This window comes from Kluyvera sp. 1366 (assembly GCF_054823405.1).
The window spans coordinates 149,678-174,660 of the sequence record NZ_JBTRDW010000008.1; the positions used below are offsets into that span (position 1 = coordinate 149,678).

22 protein-coding genes are annotated in these 24,983 nt (G+C 58.8%); 18 read left to right on the forward strand and 4 right to left on the reverse strand.

Annotation, left to right across the window (positions count from 1 at the left end; genetic code table 11):
• Positions 1 to 6: 6 nt before the first annotated feature.
• Positions 7 to 1,347, reverse strand: a complete 1,341-nt coding sequence (locus tag ACVLVH_RS18560) for an aspartate aminotransferase family protein (RefSeq protein WP_110867874.1) — start codon at positions 1,345 to 1,347, stop codon at positions 7 to 9.
• A gap of 174 nt (positions 1,348 to 1,521) precedes the next feature.
• Between ACVLVH_RS18560 and ACVLVH_RS18565 the strand changes: the two genes are divergently transcribed.
• Positions 1,522 to 2,298, forward strand: a complete 777-nt coding sequence (locus ACVLVH_RS18565) for a DeoR/GlpR family DNA-binding transcription regulator (RefSeq protein WP_101763832.1) — start codon at positions 1,522 to 1,524, stop codon at positions 2,296 to 2,298.
• Here ACVLVH_RS18565 and fdhD read toward each other — a convergent pair.
• The gene (gene fdhD / locus ACVLVH_RS18570; RefSeq protein ID WP_280172287.1) at positions 2,295 to 3,086 is read right to left on the reverse strand and encodes a formate dehydrogenase accessory sulfurtransferase FdhD; all 792 of its coding nucleotides are present in this window, start codon (positions 3,084 to 3,086) and stop codon (positions 2,295 to 2,297) included. The two genes, ACVLVH_RS18565 and fdhD, sit on opposite strands and share 4 nt — an antisense overlap.
• Positions 3,087 to 3,259: 173 nt before the next feature.
• Between fdhD and fdnG the strand changes: the two genes are divergently transcribed.
• The 9 genes from fdnG (at position 3,260) to ACVLVH_RS18615 (ending at position 13,404) form a co-directional block, all read left to right on the forward strand.
• A complete protein-coding gene (gene fdnG, locus ACVLVH_RS18575; RefSeq protein ID WP_498949948.1) occupies positions 3,260 to 6,307 on the forward strand; it encodes a formate dehydrogenase-N subunit alpha in 3,048 nt (1,015 codons plus the stop codon).
• Positions 6,308 to 6,318: 11 nt separating this feature from the next.
• On the forward strand, positions 6,319 to 7,218 hold the full coding sequence (gene fdxH / locus ACVLVH_RS18580) for a formate dehydrogenase subunit beta (protein WP_101763836.1): 900 nt from the start codon (positions 6,319 to 6,321) through the stop codon (positions 7,216 to 7,218).
• Positions 7,218 to 7,859, forward strand: a complete 642-nt coding sequence (fdoI, locus tag ACVLVH_RS18585; RefSeq protein WP_101763837.1) for a formate dehydrogenase cytochrome b556 subunit — start codon at positions 7,218 to 7,220, stop codon at positions 7,857 to 7,859. Before fdxH ends, fdoI begins: the two co-directional genes overlap by 1 nt.
• Positions 7,859 to 8,785 (forward strand): formate dehydrogenase accessory protein FdhE, encoded by a 927-nt coding sequence (fdhE, locus tag ACVLVH_RS18590; protein ID WP_192236846.1) that lies wholly within the window; start codon positions 7,859 to 7,861, stop codon positions 8,783 to 8,785. The genes fdoI and fdhE overlap by 1 nt, the downstream gene beginning before the upstream one ends.
• 117 nt (positions 8,786 to 8,902) lie before the next feature.
• Positions 8,903 to 9,514: a glutathione S-transferase gene (locus ACVLVH_RS18595; protein ID WP_101763839.1), complete on the forward strand. Its 612-nt coding sequence runs from the start codon at positions 8,903 to 8,905 to the stop codon at positions 9,512 to 9,514.
• Positions 9,515 to 9,522: 8 nt separating this feature from the next.
• Positions 9,523 to 10,902: an L-seryl-tRNA(Sec) selenium transferase gene (selA, locus tag ACVLVH_RS18600; RefSeq protein WP_498949949.1), complete on the forward strand. Its 1,380-nt coding sequence runs from the start codon at positions 9,523 to 9,525 to the stop codon at positions 10,900 to 10,902.
• Positions 10,899 to 12,752 (forward strand): selenocysteine-specific translation elongation factor, encoded by a 1,854-nt coding sequence (gene selB, locus ACVLVH_RS18605; RefSeq protein ID WP_498949950.1) that lies wholly within the window; start codon positions 10,899 to 10,901, stop codon positions 12,750 to 12,752. Before selA ends, selB begins: the two co-directional genes overlap by 4 nt.
• Before the next feature lie 111 nt (positions 12,753 to 12,863).
• Positions 12,864 to 13,148 carry a type II toxin-antitoxin system ParD family antitoxin gene (locus tag ACVLVH_RS18610; protein WP_061719305.1) on the forward strand — a complete coding sequence of 95 codons (285 nt, stop codon included), beginning with the start codon at positions 12,864 to 12,866 and terminating at the stop codon, positions 13,146 to 13,148.
• Positions 13,114 to 13,404, forward strand: coding sequence for a type II toxin-antitoxin system RelE/ParE family toxin (locus tag ACVLVH_RS18615; protein ID WP_498949951.1), 291 nt, complete (start codon positions 13,114 to 13,116; stop codon positions 13,402 to 13,404). The genes ACVLVH_RS18610 and ACVLVH_RS18615 overlap by 35 nt, the downstream gene beginning before the upstream one ends.
• A 69-nt stretch (positions 13,405 to 13,473) precedes the next feature.
• On the opposite strand, the gene glyS is transcribed toward ACVLVH_RS18615, so the two are convergent.
• On the reverse strand, positions 13,474 to 15,543 hold the full coding sequence (gene glyS / locus ACVLVH_RS18620) for a glycine--tRNA ligase subunit beta (protein ID WP_498949952.1): 2,070 nt from the start codon (positions 15,541 to 15,543) through the stop codon (positions 13,474 to 13,476).
• 9 nt (positions 15,544 to 15,552) lie between these two features.
• Entirely contained in the window at positions 15,553 to 16,464 is a 912-nt protein-coding gene (glyQ, locus tag ACVLVH_RS18625; protein WP_008105242.1) for a glycine--tRNA ligase subunit alpha, read from the reverse strand.
• 347 nt (positions 16,465 to 16,811) lie between these two features.
• Here glyQ and ACVLVH_RS18630 point away from each other — a divergent pair, with 347 nt between their 5' ends.
• The 8 genes from ACVLVH_RS18630 (at position 16,812) to ACVLVH_RS18665 (ending at position 24,959) form a co-directional block, all read left to right on the forward strand.
• Positions 16,812 to 17,204, forward strand: coding sequence for a RidA family protein (locus ACVLVH_RS18630; RefSeq protein ID WP_192414340.1), 393 nt, complete (start codon positions 16,812 to 16,814; stop codon positions 17,202 to 17,204).
• On the forward strand, positions 17,204 to 18,175 hold the full coding sequence (locus ACVLVH_RS18635; protein WP_192414337.1) for a D-2-hydroxyacid dehydrogenase: 972 nt from the start codon (positions 17,204 to 17,206) through the stop codon (positions 18,173 to 18,175). The genes ACVLVH_RS18630 and ACVLVH_RS18635 overlap by 1 nt, the downstream gene beginning before the upstream one ends.
• Positions 18,176 to 18,375: 200 nt before the next feature.
• Positions 18,376 to 19,272, forward strand: coding sequence for a transporter substrate-binding domain-containing protein (locus ACVLVH_RS18640; RefSeq protein WP_192414335.1), 897 nt, complete (start codon positions 18,376 to 18,378; stop codon positions 19,270 to 19,272).
• A 55-nt stretch (positions 19,273 to 19,327) separates the two neighbouring features.
• On the forward strand, positions 19,328 to 20,857 hold the full coding sequence (locus ACVLVH_RS18645) for an amino acid ABC transporter permease/ATP-binding protein (RefSeq protein WP_312462370.1): 1,530 nt from the start codon (positions 19,328 to 19,330) through the stop codon (positions 20,855 to 20,857).
• Positions 20,841 to 21,884: an alpha-hydroxy acid oxidase gene (locus tag ACVLVH_RS18650; protein WP_192414333.1), complete on the forward strand. Its 1,044-nt coding sequence runs from the start codon at positions 20,841 to 20,843 to the stop codon at positions 21,882 to 21,884. The genes ACVLVH_RS18645 and ACVLVH_RS18650 overlap by 17 nt, the downstream gene beginning before the upstream one ends.
• Positions 21,884 to 22,807: an ABC transporter substrate-binding protein gene (locus ACVLVH_RS18655; protein ID WP_192414331.1), complete on the forward strand. Its 924-nt coding sequence runs from the start codon at positions 21,884 to 21,886 to the stop codon at positions 22,805 to 22,807. The genes ACVLVH_RS18650 and ACVLVH_RS18655 overlap by 1 nt, the downstream gene beginning before the upstream one ends.
• Positions 22,807 to 24,183, forward strand: coding sequence for a dihydroorotase (locus ACVLVH_RS18660; protein ID WP_192414458.1), 1,377 nt, complete (start codon positions 22,807 to 22,809; stop codon positions 24,181 to 24,183). The genes ACVLVH_RS18655 and ACVLVH_RS18660 overlap by 1 nt, the downstream gene beginning before the upstream one ends.
• 14 nt (positions 24,184 to 24,197) lie before the next feature.
• On the forward strand, positions 24,198 to 24,959 hold the full coding sequence (locus ACVLVH_RS18665) for a GntR family transcriptional regulator (RefSeq protein ID WP_101763851.1): 762 nt from the start codon (positions 24,198 to 24,200) through the stop codon (positions 24,957 to 24,959).
• Positions 24,960 to 24,983 lie beyond the last annotated feature (24 nt).

Consider the following 24,983-nt stretch of genomic DNA (forward strand, 5'->3'; position numbering starts at 1 on the left):
GATCTGTTAACGCCCCAGCTCACTCAGCGATTTATCCAGCGCGCCCACCAGCCAATCGATATCCGCTTCCTGGAACGCCAACGGCGGACGCAACTTCAGCACGTTGCCGTAAGGTCCCGCCACTGACGTCAACACGCGGTGTTCGCGCAGTTTCTCAATCAAATCCAGCGCCAGCGCTTTATCCGGCGTTTTACTGGCGCGATCCTGCACCAGTTCGAAACCAATAAACAGGCCCGCACCGCGCACGTCGCCGATCGATTCGTGACGATCCATCAGTTTCTGCAGTTCACTCAACAGCCTGGCGCCCACCACGCGGCTGTGCTCCTGCAAGCCCTCTTCTTTAATTACCGTCAGCACCGCTTGCGCGGCGGCCATCGCCACCGGATTACCGCCAAAGGTGTTGAAGTAAGGAATCTCGTCACTAAATGCCGCTAGCACATCGCTTTTCGCCAGCAAACCTGAAACCGGAATGCCGTTGCCCATTGGCTTGCCGGTGGTGATCACATCAGGCACCACGCCGTGACGCGCAAAGCCCCAGAACGCATCGCCGGTACGACCAAAGCCCGGCTGCACTTCATCGGCAATGAAAATCCCGCCGTTGGCATGCACCACATCGACCGCTTTTTGCAGAAAGCCGCGCGGGTTCGGCAATACGCCATCGGATGAGAAGATCGAGTCAGCGAGGAAGCCGGCAAACTTAATGCCGTGCGCTTTCATATCGTCAATCTGCTGCTGGATTTCATTGGCAAACCACTCGCCGAGATCGGGCGCATTCACGCGATAGGCATCCGGCGGTGAAACCAGACGCGTGGTTGCCGCCAACGGCTGTCCGCTGCCGAGGGCGGGCGACACACCTGACGTGAGATCGCTGGTGCCGTGATACGCCTCCTGCGACACGATAATGCCGGTGCCGCCGCTGAAAGCCCGCGCCACGCGGATCGCCAAATCGTTGGCTTCCGAACCGGTACACATGTACATGGCGCGATCGATGGCATCTGGCGTGGTCGCCAGCAACTCTTCGGTGTAATCGAGAATGCGTTCGTGCAGATAGCGCGTGTGGGTGTTCAGCATCTTCATCTGCTGATTCACCGCCTCAATCACCGCCGGATGGCAGTGACCAATGCTCGCCACGTTGTTATACACATCAAGATATTTATCACCGGCGGCATCCCACACATACTGCCCTTCGCCGCGCACTAAATGCACTGGCTTGCGGTAAAACAGGCGATACGACTCGCCCAACACTTTGCTGCGCTTGTCGGTTAGCTTGCGGGTTGCCGCATCCAGTCCGTCGGCGTGCTCAGCACGAAAACTGTTGGTATCCATGATGGTAGAACGTGTAGCCATGGTAACTCCCGTTGCGAAGGTGAAAGGGGGGCATGCGAAATCGCCGTTTGCCAATATCATGCCTGCTTTGGCGACAAATGCAACCAAATACACAAATACAACAAAATACACATGACGGCGCAATGACACTCAGGTAAGCTTAGGCCCAGGTTGAACACGCCACAGGGAAAAGTCATGCTGCAGGAAACCCGCTTACACCGCATTCGCGCGCTGCTGACCACGCAACATCAGCTCAGCACCGAACGCATCATCAATGAGCTTGGCATCTCGCGCGAAACCGCGCGGCGCGACATTATTGAGCTGGAAGCGCAGGGATTGGCGCGGCGGGTGCATGGCGGTTTGGTCGCCGTCGATAGCCAGCCAGAGCCGCCGCTGCAGGTGCGCCGTAACGCGCAGGCGAAAGAGAAACGCGCAATTGCGGTTGCTGCCGCGCAACATCTCCAGCCCGGCCAAACGCTGTTCCTTGATGCCGGCACCACCACCACCATGCTGGCCGAACAACTGCGCACCATGTCAGGTTTAACCATCATCACTAACAGCCTGCAGGCCGCGCTGGCGCTGAGCGCAGCGGAAGAGCATGAGACGCTGAATAATCAGGTGATTTTAATTGGCGGCATGATGATGGCAGGCGCGCAGCAAACGCGCGGGGAGATGACGATTGGGGAAATTTATCGTTATCGCGCCGATGTGGCGCTGCTTTCGCCGGTCGGCATCGACGCTAAAAACGGTGCCAGCAGTTTTCATCCCCACGAAGCGGCGATTGCCCGCGCCATGGTGCAGCAGGCGAACCGCACCATTTTACTGGCGGATCACAGCAAACTCGGCGTGATGAGCCGCACCGTTTATGCAGCGATTGCGGAAATCGATCTGCTGATCTGCGACAGCGGCGCGGTAAAACCCGGCGCGCTGACGGCGCTGCAACAGGCGCTGCCGCAGGTGCAGGTGGTTTAACGCAGCCGCTGCGGATGGCTGTAAACCGTGGCGCGGCCCGGTTTACTAAAGCCGACTAGCGTGAGATTGCAGCGTTCGGCCACCTCAACGGCGAGCTGTGTCGCAGCTGACACCGCGAACAGAATCTCCACGCCGCACATGGCGGATTTCTGCACCATCTCATAGCTGGCGCGACTGGAAACCAGCACCGCGCCCTGCTGCCACGGCTGCTGGCTGCGATTCCCCAGCAATTTATCCAGCGCCACATGGCGACCGACATCTTCATACCCGCCCTGCAATTCGCCTTGCGGTGACATCCACGCCGCCGCGTGCGTGCAGCCGGTGAGATTGCCGATCGGCTGGTAATCGCGCAGCTGCGCCAGGCCTTTATCCAGATTGGCTAAATCAAAGGTTTGGCTGAACGGCAGCGGCTGTAATGGCTTACCGATTTGATCGAGTTGCTCCACGCCACACACGCCGCAGCCGGTGCGGCCAGCCATGGCGCGGCGCTGCTCTTTCAGCGCCATAAAGCGGCGGCTGGAGAGTTCAATCTGTACTTCAATGCCATTACAGCCCGAAACCACATCGATACCGTAGATTTCATCCGGGCGCGCAATAATGCCTTCCGAGAGCGAGAAACCTATCGCAAAAGCTTCCAAATCATTGGGTGTGGCCATCATCACAACGTGCGAAATGCCGTTATAGACCAGCGCCACCGGCACTTCCTGCGCCAGCCAGTCTGTTTCCGCAAGGCTGATATCACGCCGCTGATGCACCTGCGCCTGCACCGCACCTGAGATCTTATTCACATTAATGTGACTTTCCTGCTCATTCTCTGTCACTTTTTTCGCCTCACATAACAACCTTACTAAAGTAGTGGTAATATTAGGTCGCTATTGCCGCAATATTCGTCGGGTTATTGTGACGCCCGATTCACTGCACTGCAAAAGTAAAAAAATCATTCATGTTGAAAGGATAATCCATGAACGTCAGCCGAAGAAAATTCTTCAAGGTCTGTGCTGGCGGTATGGCAGGGACAACGGCAGCGCTGCTTGGCTTTGCGCCAGAGGTAGCGCTGGCGGAAACGCGACAGTATAAACTGCTGCGCGCACGCGAAACCCGTAACACCTGCACTTACTGCTCAGTTGGCTGTGGCTTGTTAATGTACAGCCTCGGTGACGGCGCGAAAAACGCCAAAGAGACCATTTTCCACATTGAAGGGGATCCGGATCATCCGGTGAGCCGCGGCGCATTGTGCCCGAAAGGCGCAGGCCTGCTCGACTTCATCCACAGTGAAAGTCGCCTGCAATACCCGGAATACCGCGCGCCAGGCTCCGATAAATGGCAGCGCATTAGCTGGGACGATGCCTTTGATCGCATCGCCAGGCTGATGAAAGCGGACCGCGACGCTAACTTTGTGGCGCAAAACGCTGCGGGCGTGACGGTAAACCGTTGGCTCTCCACCGGCATGCTCTGTGCTTCCGCTTCCAGCAACGAAACCGGCTATTTAACCCAGAAATTTACCCGATCGCTCGGCATGTTAGCGGTCGACAACCAGGCACGCGTTTGACACGGACCAACGGTAGCAAGTCTTGCTCCAACATTTGGTCGCGGTGCGATGACCAATCACTGGGTCGACATCCGTAATGCCAATCTGATCGTTGTGATGGGCGGGAACGCCGCTGAAGCGCATCCTGTGGGATTCCGCTGGGCGATGGAAGCCAAGATTCACAACAAAGCCAAACTGATTGTTATCGATCCGCGCTTCACGCGTACGGCATCGGTAGCCGATTTCTATACGCCGATTCGTTCGGGCACCGACATCACTTTCCTGTCGGGCGTACTGCTGTGGCTGATACAAAACGACAAAATCCAGCATGAATATGTGCAGGCGTACACCAATGCCAGCCTGATCGTGCGCGAGGATTATCATTTTGAAGATGGCCTGTTCAGCGGCTACGACGAAGAGAATCGCAAATACGACAAAACCAGCTGGAACTACGAGCTGGACGCCGACGGCTTCGCCAAACGCGACACCACGCTCACGCATCCGCGCTGCGTATGGAACCTGCTGAAGCAGCACGTTAGCCGTTACACGCCAGAAATTGTTGAACGCATCTGCGGCACGCCAAAAGCGGACTTCCTGCACGTGTGTGAACTGATTGGCGAAACCAGCGCGCGCGATCGCACCACCTCGTTCCTGTATGCGCTCGGCTGGACGCAGCACTCGGTCGGTGCGCAGAACATCCGCACCATGGCGATGATTCAGCTGCTGCTCGGCAACATGGGCATGATTGGCGGCGGCATCAATGCGCTGCGCGGCCACTCGAATATTCAGGGGCTGACCGATCTCGGTTTGCTGTCGCAAAGTTTGCCGGGTTACATGACTTTGCCGTCGGAAAAACACACCGATCTGCAGAGTTATCTTGCTGCCAACACGCCGAAAGCGCTGCTGCCGGGCCAGGTAAACTACTGGAGCAACTACCCGAAATTCTTTGTCAGCCAGATGAAAGCCTTCTTTGGTGACAAAGCCCAGGCGGAAAACAGCTGGGGCTTCGACTGGTTGCCGAAGTGGGATAAAGGTTACGACGTGCTGCAGTACTTCGAGATGATGTCGCAAGGCAAGGTCAACGGCTATCTGTGCCAGGGCTTCAACCCGGTGGCGTCGTTCCCGAACAAGCGCAAAGTGATTGATTCACTGTCGAAGCTGAAGTTCCTCGTCACCATCGACCCGCTCAACACCGAAACTGCCACCTTCTGGGAGAATCACGACGAGTTTAACGATGTTGATCCGTCAAAAATTCAGACCGAAGTGTTCCGTTTGCCCTCCACCTGCTTCGCCGAAGAGAACGGTTCGATCGTTAACTCCGGCCGCTGGCTGCAGTGGCACTGGAAAGGTCAGGATGCACCGGGCGAAGCGCTCAATGACGGCGAGATTCTTTCCGGCATCTATTCACGCCTGCGCAAAATGTACGCCAGTGAAGGCGGTGCATTGCCTGAGCAAGTGCTGAACATGAGCTGGAACTACCTGACGCCAGAAAATCCGGCGCCGGAAGAAGTGGCGATGGAGAACAACGGCAAAGCGCTGGCGGATGTATACGATGACAAAGGCACGCTGCTGGTGAAAAAAGGCCAACAGCTCAGCACCTTTGCCCATCTGAAAGATGACGGCAGCACCAGCAGCGGTTGCTGGATTTTCGCCGGCAGCTGGACGCCGGACGGCAACCAGATGGCGCGCCGCGACAACACCGATCCTACCGGTTTGGGCAACACGCTGAACTGGAGCTGGGCGTGGCCGCTCAACCGCCGCATTCTCTACAACCGCGCCTCGGCTGATCAGCAAGGCAATCCGTGGGATCCGAAACGTCAGATCCTGAAGTGGGATGGCAGCAAATGGGGCGGCATGGATGTGCCGGACTACAGCGCCGCCGCACCCGGCAGCGATGTCGGGCCGTTCATCATGCAGCCGGAAGGCATGGGCCGCCTGTTTGCGCTCGATAAAATGGCCGAAGGTCCGTTCCCGGAACACTACGAGCCGTTTGAAACGCCAATCGGCACCAACCCGCTGCATCCGAACGTGGTATCCAACCCGGCGGCGCGCGTGTTCAAGGACGATTTGGCATCGATGGGCCAGGCGGAGCAGTTCCCGTATGTCGGCACCACTTATCGTCTCACCGAGCATTTCCATTACTGGACCAAACACGCGCGGCTCAATGCCATCGCGCAGCCGGAACAGTTTATTGAAATCGGCGAGAAGCTGGCCAACAAGCTCGGCATCGCGCAGGGCGACACGGTGAAAGTGAGCTCCAATCGCGGCTACATCAAAGCCAAAGCGGTGGTCACTAAGCGCATCCGTCCACTCAACGTCGACGGCAAAATCGTCGATACCATCGGCATTCCGATTCACTGGGGTTATCAGGGCGTGGCGAAAAAAGGCTTTATCGCTAATACCCTGACGCCGTTTGTCGGTGATGCCAACACGCAGACGCCAGAATTTAAAGCGTTCCTGGTCAACGTCGAGAAGGTGTAAGGAGAACGAATATGGCTTATCAATCTCAAGACATTATCCGCCGCTCCGCCACCAATGGACTCACGCCTGCCCCGCAGGCACGTAACCATCAGCAGGAAGTGGCGAAACTGATCGACGTGACCACCTGCATCGGCTGCAAAGCGTGTCAGGTGGCGTGTTCGGAGTGGAACGATATCCGCGATGAAGTGGGACATAACGTTGGGGTGTACGACAATCCCGCCGATTTGACCGCCAAGTCCTGGACGGTGATGCGCTTCTCAGAAGTGGAGGAGAACGGCAAGTTAGAGTGGCTGATCCGCAAGGATGGCTGCATGCACTGCGCCGATCCCGGCTGCCTGAAAGCCTGCCCATCTGAAGGCGCGATTATTCAGTACGCCAACGGCATCGTCGATTTTCAGTCAGAACAGTGCATTGGCTGCGGCTACTGCATTGCGGGCTGTCCGTTCGATGTGCCGCGTCTGAATAAAGAGGACAACCGCGTGTACAAATGCACGCTGTGCGTCGATCGTGTCAATGTCGGTCAGGAACCGGCGTGCGTGAAAACCTGCCCGACCGGCGCGATTCACTTCGGCAGCAAAAGCGATATGCAGGCGCTGGCCGGTGAACGCGTGGCCGAGCTCAACACGCGCGGCTATGCCAACGCCGGCTTGTACGATCCGGAAGGCGTCGGCGGTACGCACGTGATGTACGTGCTGCACCACGCCAACAAACCGCAGCTCTATCACGGTTTGCCGGATAATCCGAGCATCAGCCCGGCGGTAACGTTCTGGAAAGGGATCTGGAAACCGCTGGCGGCGATCGGTTTTGCCGCTACCTTTGCTGCATCCGTGTTCCACTACGTTGGCGTAGGGCCAAACCGCGTGGAAGAGGATGAGGACGAGAACCTGCACGAAAAAGAGGAGCGCGAATAATGAAAAAACGCGATCGTCTGGTGCGCTACAGCGCACCGGAACGCATCAATCACTGGATTGTGGCGTTCTGTTTTGTGCTCGCCGCGCTGAGCGGACTGGGTTTCTTTTTCCCGTCATTTAACTGGCTGATGCACGTGCTCGGCACGCCGCAGTTGGCGCGTATCCTGCATCCGTTTGTTGGCACGGTGATGTTTGCCGCCTTTATCATCATGTTCTTACGCTATTGGAAACATAATCTGATCAATCGCGAAGACCTGGTTTGGGCGAAAAACATCCACAAAATCGTGCAAAACGAAGAGGTCGGCGATACCGGCAAATACAACTTCGGGCAGAAGTGTGTGTTCTGGGCTGCTATCATCAGCTTAGTCTTGCTGCTGGTGAGCGGAATTGTTATCTGGCGCCCGTACTTTGCCGGTGCCTTCACTATTCCGCTGATTCGCATCGCGCTAGTGGTGCATTCGGTCTCAGCTGTGGCGCTGATCGTGGTGATTATGGTGCACATTTACGCCGCCTTGTGGGTAAAAGGCACCATTACCGCCATGGTTGAGGGCTGGGTTCCGGCCGCGTGGGCGAAGAAACATCACCCACGTTGGTATCGCGAGCAGCGCCAACGCCAAACACAACAGGAAAAACGTCCCTGATGAGTATTCGCATCATCCCGCAGGACCAGCTGGAGAAAAGCGAAAAGCACACGGCGGAGCACGTTCCGCCGTTACTTTTCCCTCGGCTGAAAAATCTGTATAGCCGCCGTGCGGCACGTTTGCGTGACCTGGCCGCGAAGAATCCGCTGGGTGATTACCTGCGCTTTGCCGCGGTGATCGCCGAGGCGCAGGAGATCGTGCTGTATGACCATCCGCTGCAGCTCGATCTGCAGCAGCGGCTGACGCAGAGCGCCGAGCAGGGCAAACCGCCGCTCGATATCCACACCTATCCGCGCGATGCGCACTGGCAGCGTTTGCTGCATTCGCTGATCGCCGAGCTGAAGCCAGAGATGAGCGGCCAGGCGCTGGCAGTGCTGGAGAATCTGGAAAAATCCTCCACTAGCGAACTGGAAAATCTGGCACATGCGCTGCTGGAAGGCGATTTCGCACAGGTGAGCAGCGACAAATCGCCGTTCATCTGGGCGGCGTTGTCGATTTACTGGGCGCAGATGGCGGCATTAATTCCCGGCAAAGCGCGCGCCGAATACGGTGAGCATCGCCAGTTCTGCCCGGTATGCGCCAGCGTGCCGGTCACCAGCGTGGTGCACATGAGCGTAGGCCAGCAAGGGCTGCGCTATCTGCACTGCAATCTGTGTGAAAGCGAATGGTATGTGGTGCGCAGCAAGTGCTCCAACTGTGAACAAACCGGCGATCTGCATTACTGGTCGCTGGACAGCGAAAAAGCGGCGGTGAAAGCAGAGAGTTGCGGCGATTGCGGTACCTACCTGAAGATGTTGTATCAGGAGAAGGATCCCGCCGTAGAGCCGGTGGCCGATGATTTGGCCTCGCTGGTGCTGGATGCCCGCATGGAGCAGGAAGGATTCGCCCGCAGCAGTCTGAATCCGTTTATGTTCCCCGGCGATTAGCTTTTTCCATGTTTCTACGGTCCGTAGCGGCGCGATTTATCGCGCATTGTGCCAGCGCGCCGCCAGGGATATGTGCGGTTTGTTATCGCGTATTTTCATTCAACACGGAGGCGCACGATGAAACTGATTGGCAGCTACACCAGCCCTTTTGTCCGCAAAATATCAGTGATATTGCTGGAAAAAGGCCTGGTTTTCGAATTCGTTAATCACTCTCCGTGGATCGATGACAGCGATGTACCGCAGTACAATCCGCTGGGCAAAGTACCGGCGCTGATTGACGACAACCAGCTCACCTGGTTCGACTCTTCGATCATCGCGCAAGTCATTGAACTGCGCGGCGATGCGCCTGCGCTGCTGCCCGATGATGCGCTGCATGCGTTGCACATCCGTCAGCTGGAAAAACTGGCCGACGGCATCAACGATGCGGCGGTGATGATCGTGCGCGAGCAGATGCGTCCCGGCGATCAGCAATCTGAAGAGGTGCTGCTGCGCAACCGTGACAAAATCCAACGCGGCCTCGATGCGCTAGAAACCGCCGCCGCCCAAGGCGAATGGCTCAATAGCGGCACGCTCAATCTGGCCGATATCGCCACCGGCTGCATGATTGGATACCTCAACTTCCGCCGCGTGCTGCCAAACTGGTGCGTAAATCGCCCGGCGCTGGTGAAGCTGGCCGAAAACCTGTTTGCGCGCGAAAGCTTTGCCCGCACCGTTCCGCCCTCTCTGTAAGTCACCCGATGAAAACCCTGTACAGCCAATTACCTGCTATCGACAGCCTGCTGCGCGATCCCGCGCTGCAGCCGCTGCTGGCGCATCACGGAACCGCCTTCGCTACGCGCCAGCTGCGCAGCATGCAGCAGGAAGCGCGCGACCACATTCAGCAGCACCAAACCTTGCCAGAGTGGCACCTGAACTGGCCGGATGAAGCGCTGCGCCGTATCCAGCAACAGCAGCAAAGTGCGCTGCGTCCGGTGTTCAATCTCACCGGCACCGTGCTGCACACCAATCTTGGCCGCGCACAGCTGAGCGATCGCGCTATCGACGCGGTGGTGAATTGCCTGCGTCAGCCGGTCACGTTGGAATACGCGCTGGATGATGCGGCGCGCGGCCACCGCGATCGTGCGGTTAGCGCGCTGCTGAGCGAGTTAACCGGCGCGGAAGCGGCCTGTATCGTTAACAACAATGCCGCCGCCGTGTTATTGATGCTGGCCGCGTTAGCGCCGGGGCGCGAAGTGATTGTCTCGCGCGGCGAGCTGGTGGAAATTGGCGGCGCCTTCCGCATTCCTGACGTGATGCGCCAGGCGGGCTGCAAACTGGTGGAAGTAGGCACCACCAACCGCACGCACCTGAAAGATTATCGCGCCGCCATCGCGGAAAACAGCGGCCTGCTGATGAAGGTGCACACCAGCAATTATCAGATTCAGGGCTTTACCCATGCGGTAACGGAAGCAGAGCTGGTTGCGCTGGGTGACGCTTATCAATTGCCGGTGATCACCGACCTTGGCAGCGGATCGCTGATCGATATGACCGAATTTGGTCTGCCGGCTGAACCGATGCCGCAGCAGCTGATCGCCGCAGGCGTCAGTCTGGTAAGTTTCTCCGGCGACAAACTGCTCGGCGGTCCGCAGGCGGGGATTATCGTCGGCAAGCAGACGCTGATTGATCAGCTCCAGTCGCATCCGCTGAAACGCGCGCTGCGCGTCGACAAAATGACGCTCGCGGCGCTGGAAGCCACGCTAAAGCTCTATCGTCAGCCGGAAACGCTGCGTGAAGCCCTGCCGACGCTGCGGCTGCTCACCCGTCCAGTGCAGGATATTCAGCAACAAGCTGAACGATTGCTGCCCGCGTTACAACAGATTTATCGAGATGACTTTTCGCTGGCGATTGCGCCCTGTTCATCCCAAATCGGCAGCGGATCGCTACCGGTTGAACGCCTTCCCAGTTTCGCCCTCACCTTCACGCCACGCGATGGGCGCGGTAGCCAGCTCGTCAATTTGTCACAGCGCTGGCGCAGCTTAGCGCGCCCGGTGATTGGCCGCGTTCAGGAAGGCAAACTGTGGCTGGATCTGCGCTGCCTTGATGATGAAAGCGCGCTGATTCAGGCCTTAGCGTCATGATTATTGCCACCGCTGGACACGTCGATCACGGCAAAACCGCGCTGCTACAGGCATTAACCGGCGTGGATGCCGATCGCCTGCCGGAAGAGAAACGGCGCGGCATGACCATCGATCTCGGCTACGCGTACTGGCCGCAGCCGGATGGTCGCGTGCTCGGCTTTATTGATGTGCCAGGCCACGAGAAATTTCTCGCCAATATGCTGGCGGGCATTGGCGGCATTCATCATGCGCTGCTGGTGGTGGCCTGCGACGATGGCGTGATGCCGCAAACCCGCGAACATTTGCAATTGCTGAGCCTGGCCGGACAGCCGCCGCTCAGCGTGGCGCTGACCAAAGCCGATCGCGTGGACGAAGCGCGCATCGCGGAAGTCCAGCGGCAGGTGGCGCAGCTCACGCAGCAACTCGGCTGGCCGGCGGTGCCGCAATTTGTTACCAGCAGCCACACCCAGCAAGGCATCGACGCGCTGCGCCAGCATCTCAGCACGCTGGCGGAACCGGCCTTCGACTCTCGTTACCGTTTCCGTCTCGCTATCGATCGCGCCTTCACGCTGAAAGGCAGCGGATTGGTGGTCACCGGCACCGCGCTGTCGGGCGAAGTGAACGTCGGCGATACTCTTTGGCTTAGCAGCCTGAATCTGCCGCTGCGCGTGCGCGCGCTGCATGCGCAGAACCAATTGGTGACGCGCGCGCAAGCCGGTGAACGTATCGCATTGAATATCGTCGGCGATGTGGAAAAAGCGCAGATCGCGCGCGGCGACTGGCTGCTGTCACAGGCCAGAGCGGAAGGCTCCACGCGCTTAACCGTGGCGCTGCGCTTGCTGCAGCCGCTGAAGAGCGCGTCGCAGCCGATTCATCTCCACCACGCCGCCAGCCACGTCACTGGACGCATTACGCTGCTGGCGGATGATGTCGCGGAACTGGTGCTGAACCAACCGCTGTGGCTGGCCGAGAACGATCGGCTGATTATCCGCGACAGCAACGCACAGCACACGCTGGGCGGCGCGCGCGTGCTGCTGCTCAACAGTAAAAAGCGCGGCAAACGTCAGGCGGAGTATCTTGCCTGGCTGCAGCAGCTGGCCGCCGCACAAGATGATGACGCCAGCCTGCAGGCGCATCTGGCCTATCAACCGACAGAACGGCGTGACCTGGCGTGGGCGCGCCAGCTTACCGAGCCCGCGCTGGATGCACTGATCGAGCATGCAGCACCGGTGCAGCTTGATAACGCGCTGATGAGTGCCGCGCAGGCAGCACAATGGCGGCAAAAGCTGCTGGAATCACTGGCGCATTTTCATCAGCAGCATCCCGAGATGCCGGGCATCGGCCACGATCGTTTGCGTCGTGTGGCAATGCCGCATCAGCCTGCGGAATGGGTGTTAGCGCTGATTGATCAACTGCTGGCGCAAGGTCAGCTACAACAGCGACAAGGCTGGCTGCATCTGCCCGACTTCGAACCGCGCTTTAATCCGCAGGAAGAAGCTCTTTGGCAGCAGGTCGGCCCGCTGTTTGGCGATCAGCCGCTGTGGGTGCGCGATATCGCGCTGGCGCTGCAGCAGGATGAACAGGCGATTCGCTCGCTGCTGCTCACTGCTGCGCGGCTCGGACATATCACCGCGATCGTACGCGATCGCTACTATCGCAGCGACCAGATCCAGATCTTCGCCGATCTGATTCGGAGCCGTGCCGCGCAAGAGGGCAGCACCAGCGCCGCCGACTTCCGCAACCAGCTTGGCACCGGGCGCAAAGTGGCGATACAGATTCTGGAATTCTTCGACCGCAGCGGCTTCACCCGCCGCCGTGGTAACGATCATCTGTTGCGCGACGACCGCCTGTTTCCCGCCTCATCTGCATAAAATCTCTCGCGTTGCCTCGCAGTTCAGCTTGTAACTGCGCTGCAACGTACATTCCCTGTTGCGCAAAAAAGTGCCAGGATGTAAGAAATACTCTTACACTGGATAACGATGATGGCACGTACCATGACGATCGATTTAGGCGATGAACTGCGCGAATTTGTTGAATCTCTGGTTGAATCCGGCGACTACCGTACGCAAAGCGAAGTGGTGCGCGACTCGCTGCGCTTGCTGCGTGAGAAGCAGGCGGAATCAAAGCTGGAAAAGCTCAGAGAGTTGGTCAGAGAGGGCTTTGAAAGCGGCCCGGGAAAAGAGTGGGATCATGAAGATTTTCTAAGACGAGCAAAAGCCAGGGTAGGCATTTATGAAAAGGACCATCACGATAAAACCGGAAGCTGATGCAGATCTAATGAAGATCTGGATTTATGGCTACTGGAATTATGGAGAGCAGTTAGCTGATGACTATAGCGCCAGATTCGCTCAGCTCTTCGACAAACTCGCCATGTTTGATTTAGGTCGTAAACGACCGGATTTAGGTCAGCAGATCTATTCGTTGCCTTTCGGACAGCATATTGTGATCTACCGCGCTGAAGTGGATGACATTTTCATCGGGCGTATCTTGCACCACTCGCAGGACGTGAGCGCCGAGTTTTGAAAACAAAAAAAGGGACGATCTCTCGTCCCCTTTATTTTGTAGCATCGCCATTCATGGCGACCACGCCAATTACTGCAGCAGTGAAATATCCGCCACCTGCAGGAACAGCTGGCGCAGCTGTGCCAGCAGCGTCAGACGGTTAATACGCACCGCCTGATCGTCAGCGTTCACCATCACTTTATCGAAGAAGTTATCTACCGCTTCGCGCAGCTGCGCCAGTTCAACCAGCGCATCCTGATAGCGACCTTCTGCAAAGTACGGCTGCAGCTTGTCGCCCAGCGCGGTCACGAAGGTCGCCAGTTGGATCTCTTCGTTCTCTTTCAGCAGGGAAGCCTGCACGCTGTCGTTCAGGGTTTCGGTCGATTTCGCCAGGATGTTCGACACACGTTTGTTGGCAGCAGCCAGCGTGGCGGCCGCTTCCAGCGTACGGAAGTGCGAAACCGCCTTCATGCGCGCATCGAAATCAGCCGGACGGGTTGGACGACGCGCCAGCACCGCCTGAATGGTGTCAACGCTGTGGCCCTCTTCCTGATACCAGGTACGGAAACGGCCCAGCATAAAGTCGATCACCTCATCGACCACTTTGGCGTTGCTCAGCTTGCTGCCGTACAAACGCACCGCTTCTTCGGTCAGCGTTTGCAGATCGAGCGGCAGATTTTTCTCCACGATGACACGCAGCACGCCCAGCGCAGCACGGCGCAGTGCGAACGGATCTTTGTCGCCTTTCGGATGCTGACCGATACCGAAGATACCCGCGAGGGTGTCCATTTTGTCGGCAATCGCCACGGCGCAGGCCACAGGATTTGACGGCAGATCGTCACCGGCAAAGCGCGGCTGATACTGCTCATTCAGCGCCACCGCCACATCTTCCGCTTCGCCATCGTGGCGCGCGTAGTGCATGCCCATCACGCCCTGGGTGTCGGTGAACTCGAAGACCATGTTGGTCATCAGGTCACATTTCGACAGCAAGCCCGCGCGGGTAGCGTGGTTCACATCAGCGCCAATCTGCGCGGCAATCCAGCCAGCCAGCGCCTGAATGCGATCGGTTTTATCACGCAGCGTACCCAGCTCTTTCTGGAACAGTACGGTTTCCAGACGCGGCAGATTATCTTCCAGACGCTTTTTGCGGTCGGTGTTGAAGAAGAACTCGGCATCCGCCAGACGCGGGCGCACCACCTTCTCGTTACCGGCGATAATCTGCTGTGGATCTTTGGATTCGATGTTGGTAACGAAGATGAAATTCGGCAGCAGCTTGCCCGCCGCGTCGTACACCGGGAAGTACTTCTGGTCACCTTTCATGGTGTAAACCAGCGCTTCAGCTGGCACCGCGAGGAACTTCTCTTCGAATTTCGCCGTCAGCACCACCGGCCACTCCACCAGCGAGGTCACTTCTTCCAGCAGGCTTTCGCTCAAATCGGCGATGCCGCCAATTTTCTGCGCTGCCGCTTCCGCATCCGCTTTGATTTTGGCTTTACGCGCGGCGTAATCCGCCACCACTTTACCGCGCTCCAGCAGCAGCTGCGGATACTGATCGGCGTTGTCGATGGTGAATTCTGGCTCGCCCATAAAGCGATGACCGCGAATCACGCGATCGGATTTAATACCGAGAATCTTCGCGGGAATCAGCTCGTCACCCAGCAGCAGCGTAACGGTGTGCACCGGACGCACAAACTGCACGTCGCTCGCGCCCCAGCGCATCAGCTTAGGAATTGGCAGCTTGCTCAGCGCGGTAGCCACCATAGCGGGCAGCAGCGCCTGCGCGCTTTCGCCGGTGATGGCAGCGCGATGCACCAGCCATTCACCTTTATCCGTGCTCAGACGTTCGGCCTGCGCCACAGTGATGCCGTTACCACGCGCCCAACCTTCGGCCGCTTTGGTGGCGTTGCCATCGGCATCAAACGCGGCGGCGATAGCCGGGCCACGTTTTTCAACTTCGCGATCCGGCTGCGCGGCAGCCAGCTGGGCCACTTTCAGCGCCAGACGGCGCGGAGCAGCAAACCAGCTCACTTCGCCGTGCGCCAGACCGGCGCTATCAAGTTCAGCAGTGAAATGCGCAGCAAAGGCTTCCGCCAGACTGCGCAGCGCTTTCGGAGGCAACTCTTCGGTGCCAATTTCCACCAGGAAAGTTTTATCGGTCATGGCTGCCTCTTACTTGTTTTTATTGCACATCGGGAAGCCAAGCGCCTCACGGGACGCATAATAGGCTTCCGCCACGGCTTTCGTCAGGGTGCGGATACGCAGGATATAACGCTGGCGTTCGGTAACCGAAATCGCTTTGCGGGCATCCAGCAGGTTAAAGCTGTGCGCCGCTTTCAGAATGCGCTCGTAAGCCGGCAGCGGCAGCGGTTTTTCCAGCGCCAGCAGCTGCTGCGCTTCTTTCTCATACTGCTCGAAGCAGGTGAAAAGGAAGTCAACGTCAGCGTATTCAAAGTTATAGGTCGACTGCTCCACTTCGTTCTGATGGAACACTTCGCCGTAGGTGGTTTTACCGAACGGACCGTCGCTCCACACCAGATCGTAAACGCTGTCTACGCCCTGAATGTACATCGCCAGGCGCTCTAAGCCGTAGGTGATCTCGCCGGTTACTGGCTTACACTCGAGGCCGCCAACCTGCTGGAAGTAAGTGAACTGCGTCACTTCCATGCCGTTCAGCCACACTTCCCAACCGAGTCCCCACGCGCCCAGCGTTGGGTTTTCCCAGTTGTCTTCGACAAAGCGAATGTCGTGGATGGTGGGATCCATACCCAGCTCTTTCAGCGACCCAAGGTACAGCTCCTGAAGGTTGTCCGGGTTGGGCTTAATCACCACCTGGAACTGGTAATAGTGCTGTAAACGGTTCGGGTTTTCACCGTAACGTCCATCGGTTGGACGACGAGATGGCTGCACGTAAGCGGTCGCCATCGGCTCTGGGCCTAAGGCACGCAGACAGGTCATCGGGTGTGAGGTGCCGGCGCCCACTTCCATGTCCAACGGTTGGACAATGGTGCAGCCTTGACGCGCCCAGTAATCCTGCAAGGTCAGGATCAGGCCCTGAAAGGTCTTGGTATCAAACTTTTGCATGTTGAATTCGCACGCGATACGGATCGGTTAAAAAAAGAGTGCGCCAGTATACCCTTTGACCGCGGATTGTGCAGCCGGAAATCCAGGCCAATGCGCAGGCGATTACGGCAAGGTTTAGCGGGCAAAAACAGAACAATAAGAAAATCGTATACGATTCACACTCATCGCGAGCACTCAACATAAAATTTTCATTAAAATCTTACATATCATAAGCTTGATCGATATATCAGCAAATCCTATTACGTGATGAATATCACCTTTTTGACCCAATGGTTAAAAATCGCGCGTTGACACTCGTATAATCGTATACGAAATTGCGGTGAAACAGTTTTGCTTGAGATTTCACCATGAAGATTGCGTTGAGTTATCCCGGCATGAACGCCAGCGACCGCCCAATGGGGCCTGCGCCGCTCTCCGCCGCCGTGCTGCATGAACCGATGTTGTTCATTTCCGGCCAGGTGGCGATTGATCCCTACAGCGGCGAGATTATGGGCAACGACATCACCAGCCAGACGCGTCAGGTGTTGAAAAACGTCGGCGATCTGCTGAGCGAAGCGAACATGACCTTCGACAACGTGGTCCGCGTCACTGTTTACCTGACCGATCTCAGCACGTTCAGCGCGATGAATGCCGCTTACAGTGAATTCTTCCGGTTCCCCTTCCCGGCGCGCGCCACCGTGGGCATTCAACTCAACCATCCTGACCTGCTGGTCGAGATGGAAGTGACGGCGATGCGCTGATGCATATTCACATCGAGAACGACGCCAGCGCACCGCGCGCACTCCATCTCTCTGTTGAGCAGCTGCAACTGCAGCTCGACGTGCATCCGCCGTTGCGCAGCCACTTCACGCTGAGCGAAAACCGCGATCCGGCGCAGACCGCCGACTTTCTCGCCCGCTGCGACATTCTGTGGAGCGGACGTAAGCTGGCGCTCGATCAGTTCAGCACGCCGCGTCTGGGTTGGGTGCAGGTGATGTCCGCTGGCGTTGAGCAGTGGCTGGCGCACTGGCCGCAAGGCGTGACCCTCACCAATGCTTCTGGCGTACACGGCGATAAAGGTGCCGAGTTCATTTTGATGGCGGCGCTGATGTTCAACTTCGGCATTCCCGGTTTTCTGCAGGATCAGGCGCAGCGTGTGTGGCGTCCGACCTTTGGCGGCTGCGCACGCGGCAAAATCGTGCTGCTGCTGGGCGTGGGCGGCATTGGCGCCGCAGCGGCAACTCTGCTGACGGCGCAAGGCTATCGCGTGATTGGCGTGACGCGCAGCGGCCAGTGCGATGCCAACGTGGCGCGCTGCATCCGTATTGATGCGCTAGACGAGGTATTGCCGCAGGTGGATGTGGTGGTATCGACGCTGCCGCTGACGCCACAAACCCGCAATCTGTTCGATCGCCGCCGTCTCGATCTGCTGCCCGCACGCGCTGGTATCGTGATTGTTGGACGCGCCGATGTGTTTGATTACAGCGCGATGCGCGAAAAACTCAACGTAGGCGAACTGGCCGGCGCGGTGCTGGATGTCTATCCGCAAGAGCCGCTACCGGCCGACGACCCGCTGTGGCACACGCCCGGCGTGGTGATGACACCGCACTGCAGCCTCGACGATCACAGCGCCTACCTCGCCGGTTGCCTTGACGTGTTTATCGATAACCTGGCGCGCTTCCGCCACGGACAACCGCTGCGTAATCAGGTTGATCCGGCACGCGGTTATTAAGGGTGCGCTTTTCCCCTCACCCTAGCCCTCTTCCATAAATGGGTGAGGGGATGAAGAGATTTCCAGCCCGCACTATCGGCCCCCTCTCATGCTTGCGGAAGAGGGCTGGAGTGAGGGACCAGCAGCACCCAAACACCAAAGACGTTCATAAATCACAAGGTCATCGCTTTCTCATTCACCAGCATCAGGGGAACCTTATTATGAAATTCGCACGCACTGCTTTATTAATCTCTGGTCTCAGCGGCAGCTTACTGGCGGGCCTCTCCAGCGCCCACGCAGCCAGCACCGATCCCATCACGCCTGCCGCCAGTGACTTCGCGGCGATGGCGCAGTGCAAAGCACTGCAAACCAAATATCCCTCGCTGAAAGGCAAAGATCTGGTCGTCGGCCTCGGCGGCTACACCAAAGGCTTTGAAGCGCCATCGGAAAAAGATCCCAGCATCATTGAAGGTCTCGATCCTTCCCTGTTCGAACGCATCAGCAGCTGCCTCGGCGCGAAACACAGTTACCAAAGTGGCTCGTTCAACGTGCTGCTCACCTCGATCGCCAGCGGACGCGCGGATATCGGTCCGATGCTGTACGTCACCGAAGAACGCATGAAGCAGATCGCCTTCGTCGCCTCGATGCAGGTGCAGGATGGTTCGGTGCTGGCACAGGGCAACCCGAAGAAAATCAACAGCGTCGATGATCTGTGCGGCAAAACCGTCGCCGCCGCTGCGGGTTCGTACGAAGCCAACAAACTGGTGCCGGAACAAAGCGCCAAATGCAGCGCCGCCGGTAAGCCCGAAGTCAGCATGTTGATGGTGCAGAACACCGACAACAGCATTCAGGCGGTGAAAAGCGGTCGCGCGGACGTCTATCTGACCGAAGCCGGTTCCGCCGTTGCCATCGCCAAAGCGGACAAATCGCTGCAAAGCGGCTTCACCTTGGATCTGCCGATCATGGTGGGCTTCCCGATCGCCAAAGACAACGCCACGCTGCGCGCGGCGGTGCTGGACGCGATGAAGGTGATTCAGGCGAGCGGCGCACAGAAAAAACTGCTGGATTACTGGGGCCAGGGCAGCGCTGCCGAGCGTCCAGTGGTTGCGCGTGGTTAATGCATAAACTCAGCCGCCTCGGTGACTACTCCGAGGCGTTGAGGAGGATAACGCCTTGGATGATTTTCTTAAGTACCTGACTTTCCCCTACTTGTGGGAAGGCGCTGTTATCGCCGTGCAGCTGCTGATTGGCGCGCTGGCGGGCGGCATTGTGATTGGCTTTTTCCTGGCGTTAGCCAGCAGCTCAAAGCACGGGTTTATTCGCGTGCCGGTGAAAATCTACATCTATACGCTGCGCGGCACGCCGGTGCTGCTGCAGCTGATTTTGCTGTACAACGTGCTGCCGGAATTTGGTCTGCGTTTGAGCCCGTTCACCAGCGCGCTTATCGCCCTGATGATCAACGAAACCGCCTTCTGCGCCGAAATCATTCGCGGCGGCATTATGGCGACCGATCGCGATCAAAGCATGGCGGCGCAGGCGTTCGGTTATTCGCGCAGCAAAGAGATGATTCACGTGGTGATCCCGCAGGCGCTGCGCGCCATTCTGCCCACCATGGGCAATGAAACCGTCGGCCTGCTGAAATCCACCTCGCTGGCTTCGGTGGTGGGCGTCAATGAGCTGACGATGCGCGGCCAGGCGATTGTGTCGCAAAATTTCCTGTTTATTCCGGTGCTGGTCGCGTCGGGCGGCATCTACCTGATTCTTTCCACGCTGCTGGCGGGCGGTCAGTGGTGGTTGGAGAAGTTCTACAACCTTGATGAACGTGCGCGACGGGCACGCGCGCGCCTGGCGAAACTGCCGCCGGAAGCAGACGTGATGCCGATGCAGCTACCAAAACGGCGCTGGGATACGCAAACCGCTGCGCCGGTGCTGGAAGTGAATCAGCTGTGCGTCGACTACGCCGGTAAAGCGGTACTGAAATCGCTGTCGTTAACCGTCCGTCGCGGCGAAGTGGTGGTGCTGCTTGGTCGCTCCGGTTCGGGCAAAAGTACGCTGCTGAAATCGATTCTGGCACTGACGCCACGCAGCAGCGGCACCATTCAGACTGAAGGCCACTTCATGGGCAGCGACGAAAACGGTCGCGCGCTGGCGCAGCGACATCTGCCGGTGAACCGCGCTAAGTCGGGCATTGGCATCGTGTTCCAGCACTTCGCGTTGTTTGATCATCTTACCGCGCTGGAAAACGTGATGAGCATTCTGCTGCGCGTGCAGGGCGCACAGCCGGAAATCGCGCGCGGCAAAGCGATGCGCGCGTTGAAAATGGTAGGACTCGGTGATTTCGCCGCCTCGCTGCCGCACGAACTCTCTGGCGGACAGAAACAGCGCGTCGGCATTGCGCGCGCGCTGGCGGCAGAACCGCAAATCCTGCTGTTTGATGAACCGACTTCCGCGCTCGATCCCGAACTGGTGCGCGAAGTGAACCAAACCATGCGCAGTCTGGCGCAGACCGGCATCACCATGATCATCAGCACCCACGACATCGCGTTTGCGGCGGGCGTGGCCGATCGCGTGGTGTTCCTGCAGGATGGCGCGCTGATTGAAGAAGGTCCGCCGACGATGCTGCAAAATCCGCAAACGCCGGCTTTTGCCACCTTCCTTGAACATGAAAATGCTGCGGAGGCGCCACATGCCAACGCGCTTTGAACTCACGGCACGCGAGCGCCTCGGCGATGCGCTGTTCCGCTATATGCAGGGCCAACCGGCCGATGCGCTAGGTAATGAACCCGATGCCAATCAGCAGGCGCTACGCCGCTTTCGTCTGTTACCGCGCGTGCTGCAGGGCAATGAAAGCATCGACACGCAGATTTTCCTGCACCAGCAAAACTGGTCCGCGCCGATTGGCGTCGGCGCGTTTGCCGGTGACCGTATTTTCCATGAAGAAGGGGTGCTGCCGATTGCGCGCGCCTGCAAACGTCTGCAACTGCCGCTGGTGATCTCCGAAGAGAGCGTCACAACGCTGGAGCAGATTGGCGCCGAGTACGATCGCTGCTGGCTGCAACTGCGCGCGGCGGGCGATGTCGGCCGCATCAACGCCTTGATCGACCAGGCCGCGCAGGCCGGATTCAAAAATATCGTGCTCACGGTGCTGGCGCCGGTGCATCCGGTGGCCGGGTTACAGCCCGGCGGCTTCTCTATCGGCGACGCCCTGAAACAGCGCGGCTGGCACACCATCGGCGGCACGCAGCCGGGTGTTGCGCCGCTGCCGGCTTTTCCGGTGTGGCGCTGGCAGGAAATTGACGAGGTAGCGGCGCACTGCGCTAATCATCAACTGCCGCTGTGGCTGAAAGGCATTCTGCATCATGACGATGCGGCGCAGGCCGCGCAGCACGGCGTCAGCGGAGTGATTGCCTCAAACATCGGCCTGCGCCAGAGCGCGCGCTGGGCTACGCCGGTCGATCAGCTGCCCGATTTGCAGGCGGTGACGCGATTGCCGCTGCTGCTGGATGGCGGCGTACGCTGCGGCAGCGATGCGGTGGTGGCGCGCTGTCTTGGCGCGTCGCTGTCGCTCAGCGTGCGCCCGATCATCAGTGCTTTAGTCGCCGGTGGCGAGAGTGCGGTGTTCGATCTGCTTTCCGGCTGGATCAATGAAGTTACGGCCATTAGTCATTGGTGCGGCGTCAGCGATATGGCGGCACTCAACGGCAGCTTTATCACCGAGGAGCGCCACTGATGCAGACACTGATTTTCAACCAAGGCGATGCCAGCGAATCCCGCATCTATTACTGCGCGCACTATCTGGCGCACAGCCTCGGCCTGTTCGCCGCACAGCAGCTGCAGGTGATCTTCACCACCAGTGAATCAGGCGGGCATACGGTACAAGGCGGCCAGGTTCCCGCAGTGCTGAATCGCGACGCCGATCTCACGCTGGGCGGCCCGATGGTGGTGATGAAGCATTTTCAGCAGCACGGCGCAGAGTTGCAGTGTTTCTGCGCCTCGGTGGCGGCCAATCCGTGGTTTCTTGCGGCGGCGCAGGCGCAGCCCGATTTTCAGCTCAGCGATCTGCGCGGCAAACGTGTGCTGGATGTCGGCAATGTCGGCACCGCCACGCTGACGTTCCGCTGGCTGCTGGCGCGTCACGGTTTGCAGGATGACGTTGAGCTGATCGCTGGCAGTGGCGATCAGGCGCGGGATTTCACCGCCGTGGCCCAAGGTGCAGCCGATTATGCGCTGCACGCCATGCATATGCTGGCGCCCGCCATCGCCGCCGGACAACTCCACAACATCAGCAGCCTCGCCAGCGTGTGCGGCCACGTACCCTGGAGCGCCTACATCGCCCGCACCGATGTATTGCAGGAGAAAGCCACCGCTTTCGCCGCCTTCTCCCGCGCCATTGCCCAGGCGCTGACGTTGATCGCCAACCATGACGCCACTGCGCTGGCGCAACAGGTGCAGGCGTTTTACCCCGATTATCCGCGCGAGGCGCTGGTGCGCGGCCTCGCGGCTTATCAACAGGCCGGTGTCTTTGCGCCAGATGGCGTCATTCCGCGCGCCGAATTTGCGCATTTTAGCCAGCTGCTAAGTGCTATCGGCTGGCTCGATCCGTCACAGCCGGTGCCGTACGCGGCGCTGGTGACGCAGGCAGGAGCAGAATGATGAAACAGCTGATTATTAATGGTTTGGTGGTGACAGAAACCCGCGCTGAACTGGCCGGTCTGCTGATCGAAAACGGCAAGATCAGTGGCGTGTTATCGCCTAACGCCATCACGCACGGCGTTGACGAGGTGATCGATGCACGTGGCTTGATCATCGTGCCCGGCGCGATTGACGTGCATACCCATTTCACCGGCTCGCACGATTTTCCCGAACAGGAGCTGCGTGAAGGCACACGCGGTGCGGCGGCGCACGGCGTTACCACCATCGTCGAGATGCCGCATTCTCTGCCACCGGCCACATCGCTGGCTAACTTCAGCGCCAAAAAAAGCTGGCTGGCAGACAACTGCTCGGTGGATTACGCCCTGTGGGCTGGGTTAGATGGAAATAACGTGCATGAACTGGCGGCGCTGAATCAGGCCGGTGCGCTGGCCTTCAAAGCTTTCCTGTGCAGCGGCGCACCCAACGGCGACGCCACCGACGAGAAAGGTTTGCCGCGTCTCGACGATTACGGCCTGCTGCGCGCCATGCGCGAGCTGTCCACGTTCGACGGGCTGATTGGCGTGCACGCTGAGAATCACGAGATTTTGATCGGTGCCGGCAGCGAACAGCGCCGCGCCGGACGCAAAGATGCGCGCGCACATGCGCTGGCGGGGCCGGAAATCGCCGAGATCGAAGCGGTGGGACGCGTGTTAGCGATTGCCGAAGAGACCGGCGCGCGCTGCCATATCGTGCACGTCAGCTCGGCGCGCGCGGCGGAAACCATTGTCGCCGCTAAAACCCGCGTACGCGCCAGCTTCGAAACCTGTCCGCACTATTTACTGCTCGACGAAGACGATCTGGTGCGCATCGGCCCCAACGCGCGCTGCGGCCCGCCAATCCGCCCGCGTCCGGTGGTGGATGCGCTGTGGCAGGTGCTGCTGCGCGGCGATATCGACATGATCGCCTCTGACCATTGTCCGTACACGCCCGCACAAAAACAGGCGGGTGAAGCCAGCATCTGGGAGGCGGGCATGGGCCTGACCGGCGTGGAAACCCTCAGCCCGATGTTCTTCAGCGCGGCCCATATTGAACGTGGCGTGGCGCTCAGCGAGTTTGCGCGCATGACCGCCAGCAGCCCGGCCAAAGCCTTCCAGCTGTGGGGCAAAAAAGGGGCGATTGCGCCCGGCTTCGACGCCGATTTGGTGTTCTACGACGCCAGCCAAAGCTGGACGGTGCGCGGCGCCAATTTTCAGGGACTCGGCAAGTGGAGCGCATTTGAAGGGATGCGCTGTCAGGGTAGAGTGGTGCGCACATTGATTCGTGGCGTCACGGTATTCCAGGATGACCAGATGCAGGTTGAACCCGGCTTCGGTCAATTCGTGACCCGACAGGTCTAAACAGGATAAACAACATGGCAGGAAAACCCTCTACCGCTCGTCGTAAAAACAGCGCCCCGCTGGCGCAGGACGCGGCCACCGATAACAGCTGGAATAGCGCGCGTCCGCGCACGCTGGTCGATCACGCCGTGGATGCCATTCTCAGCGCCGCCTCGCGCGGCCTGATCCTGCCCGGCGACCGCATCGCAGAACCCGAGCTGGTGGCGAAACTCGGTATGAGCCGCGTGCCGATCCGCGAAGCGCTGCGCATTCTGGAGAGCCAGGGCATTGTCACCAGCGAGCCGTATAAAGGTATCCGCCTGATGGAGATTTCGCATCAGCGGCTGGAGCAGATTATTGATGTGCGCATCCCGCTGGAGACGCTGGCCTGTCGCCGGGCAATTGAGGCCGGACGCAACAGCGCTGAGCAGCTTAATCAGCTCTATCAGGGCGTGGCGCAGATGCAGGCGATGATGCAAAGCGATAACGTTTACGGTTTTGCCTCCGCCGATACCGATTTCCACCGCACGCTGTGCAGCTTCGCGCACAACCCGGTGCTGAGCAATTTGTGGGAGTCGATTGCCCGTCAGCTGACGGTGATTTTCGGTCTCTCCACCATGGGCAAATCGATGAGCGACATCATTGAGGAGCATCAGCGGCTGATTAATGTCTTTGCCGATGGCGACATCGCCAAAATGACCGACGAGGTTGAGAACCACATCCGCATTCAGGCGCTGGACGTGGATTACGAAACCCTGATAACACAGCGCCGACAGCACCGTTCCGCTCTCGGCTAATTTCGGCTTGCCTTTACACCAGGG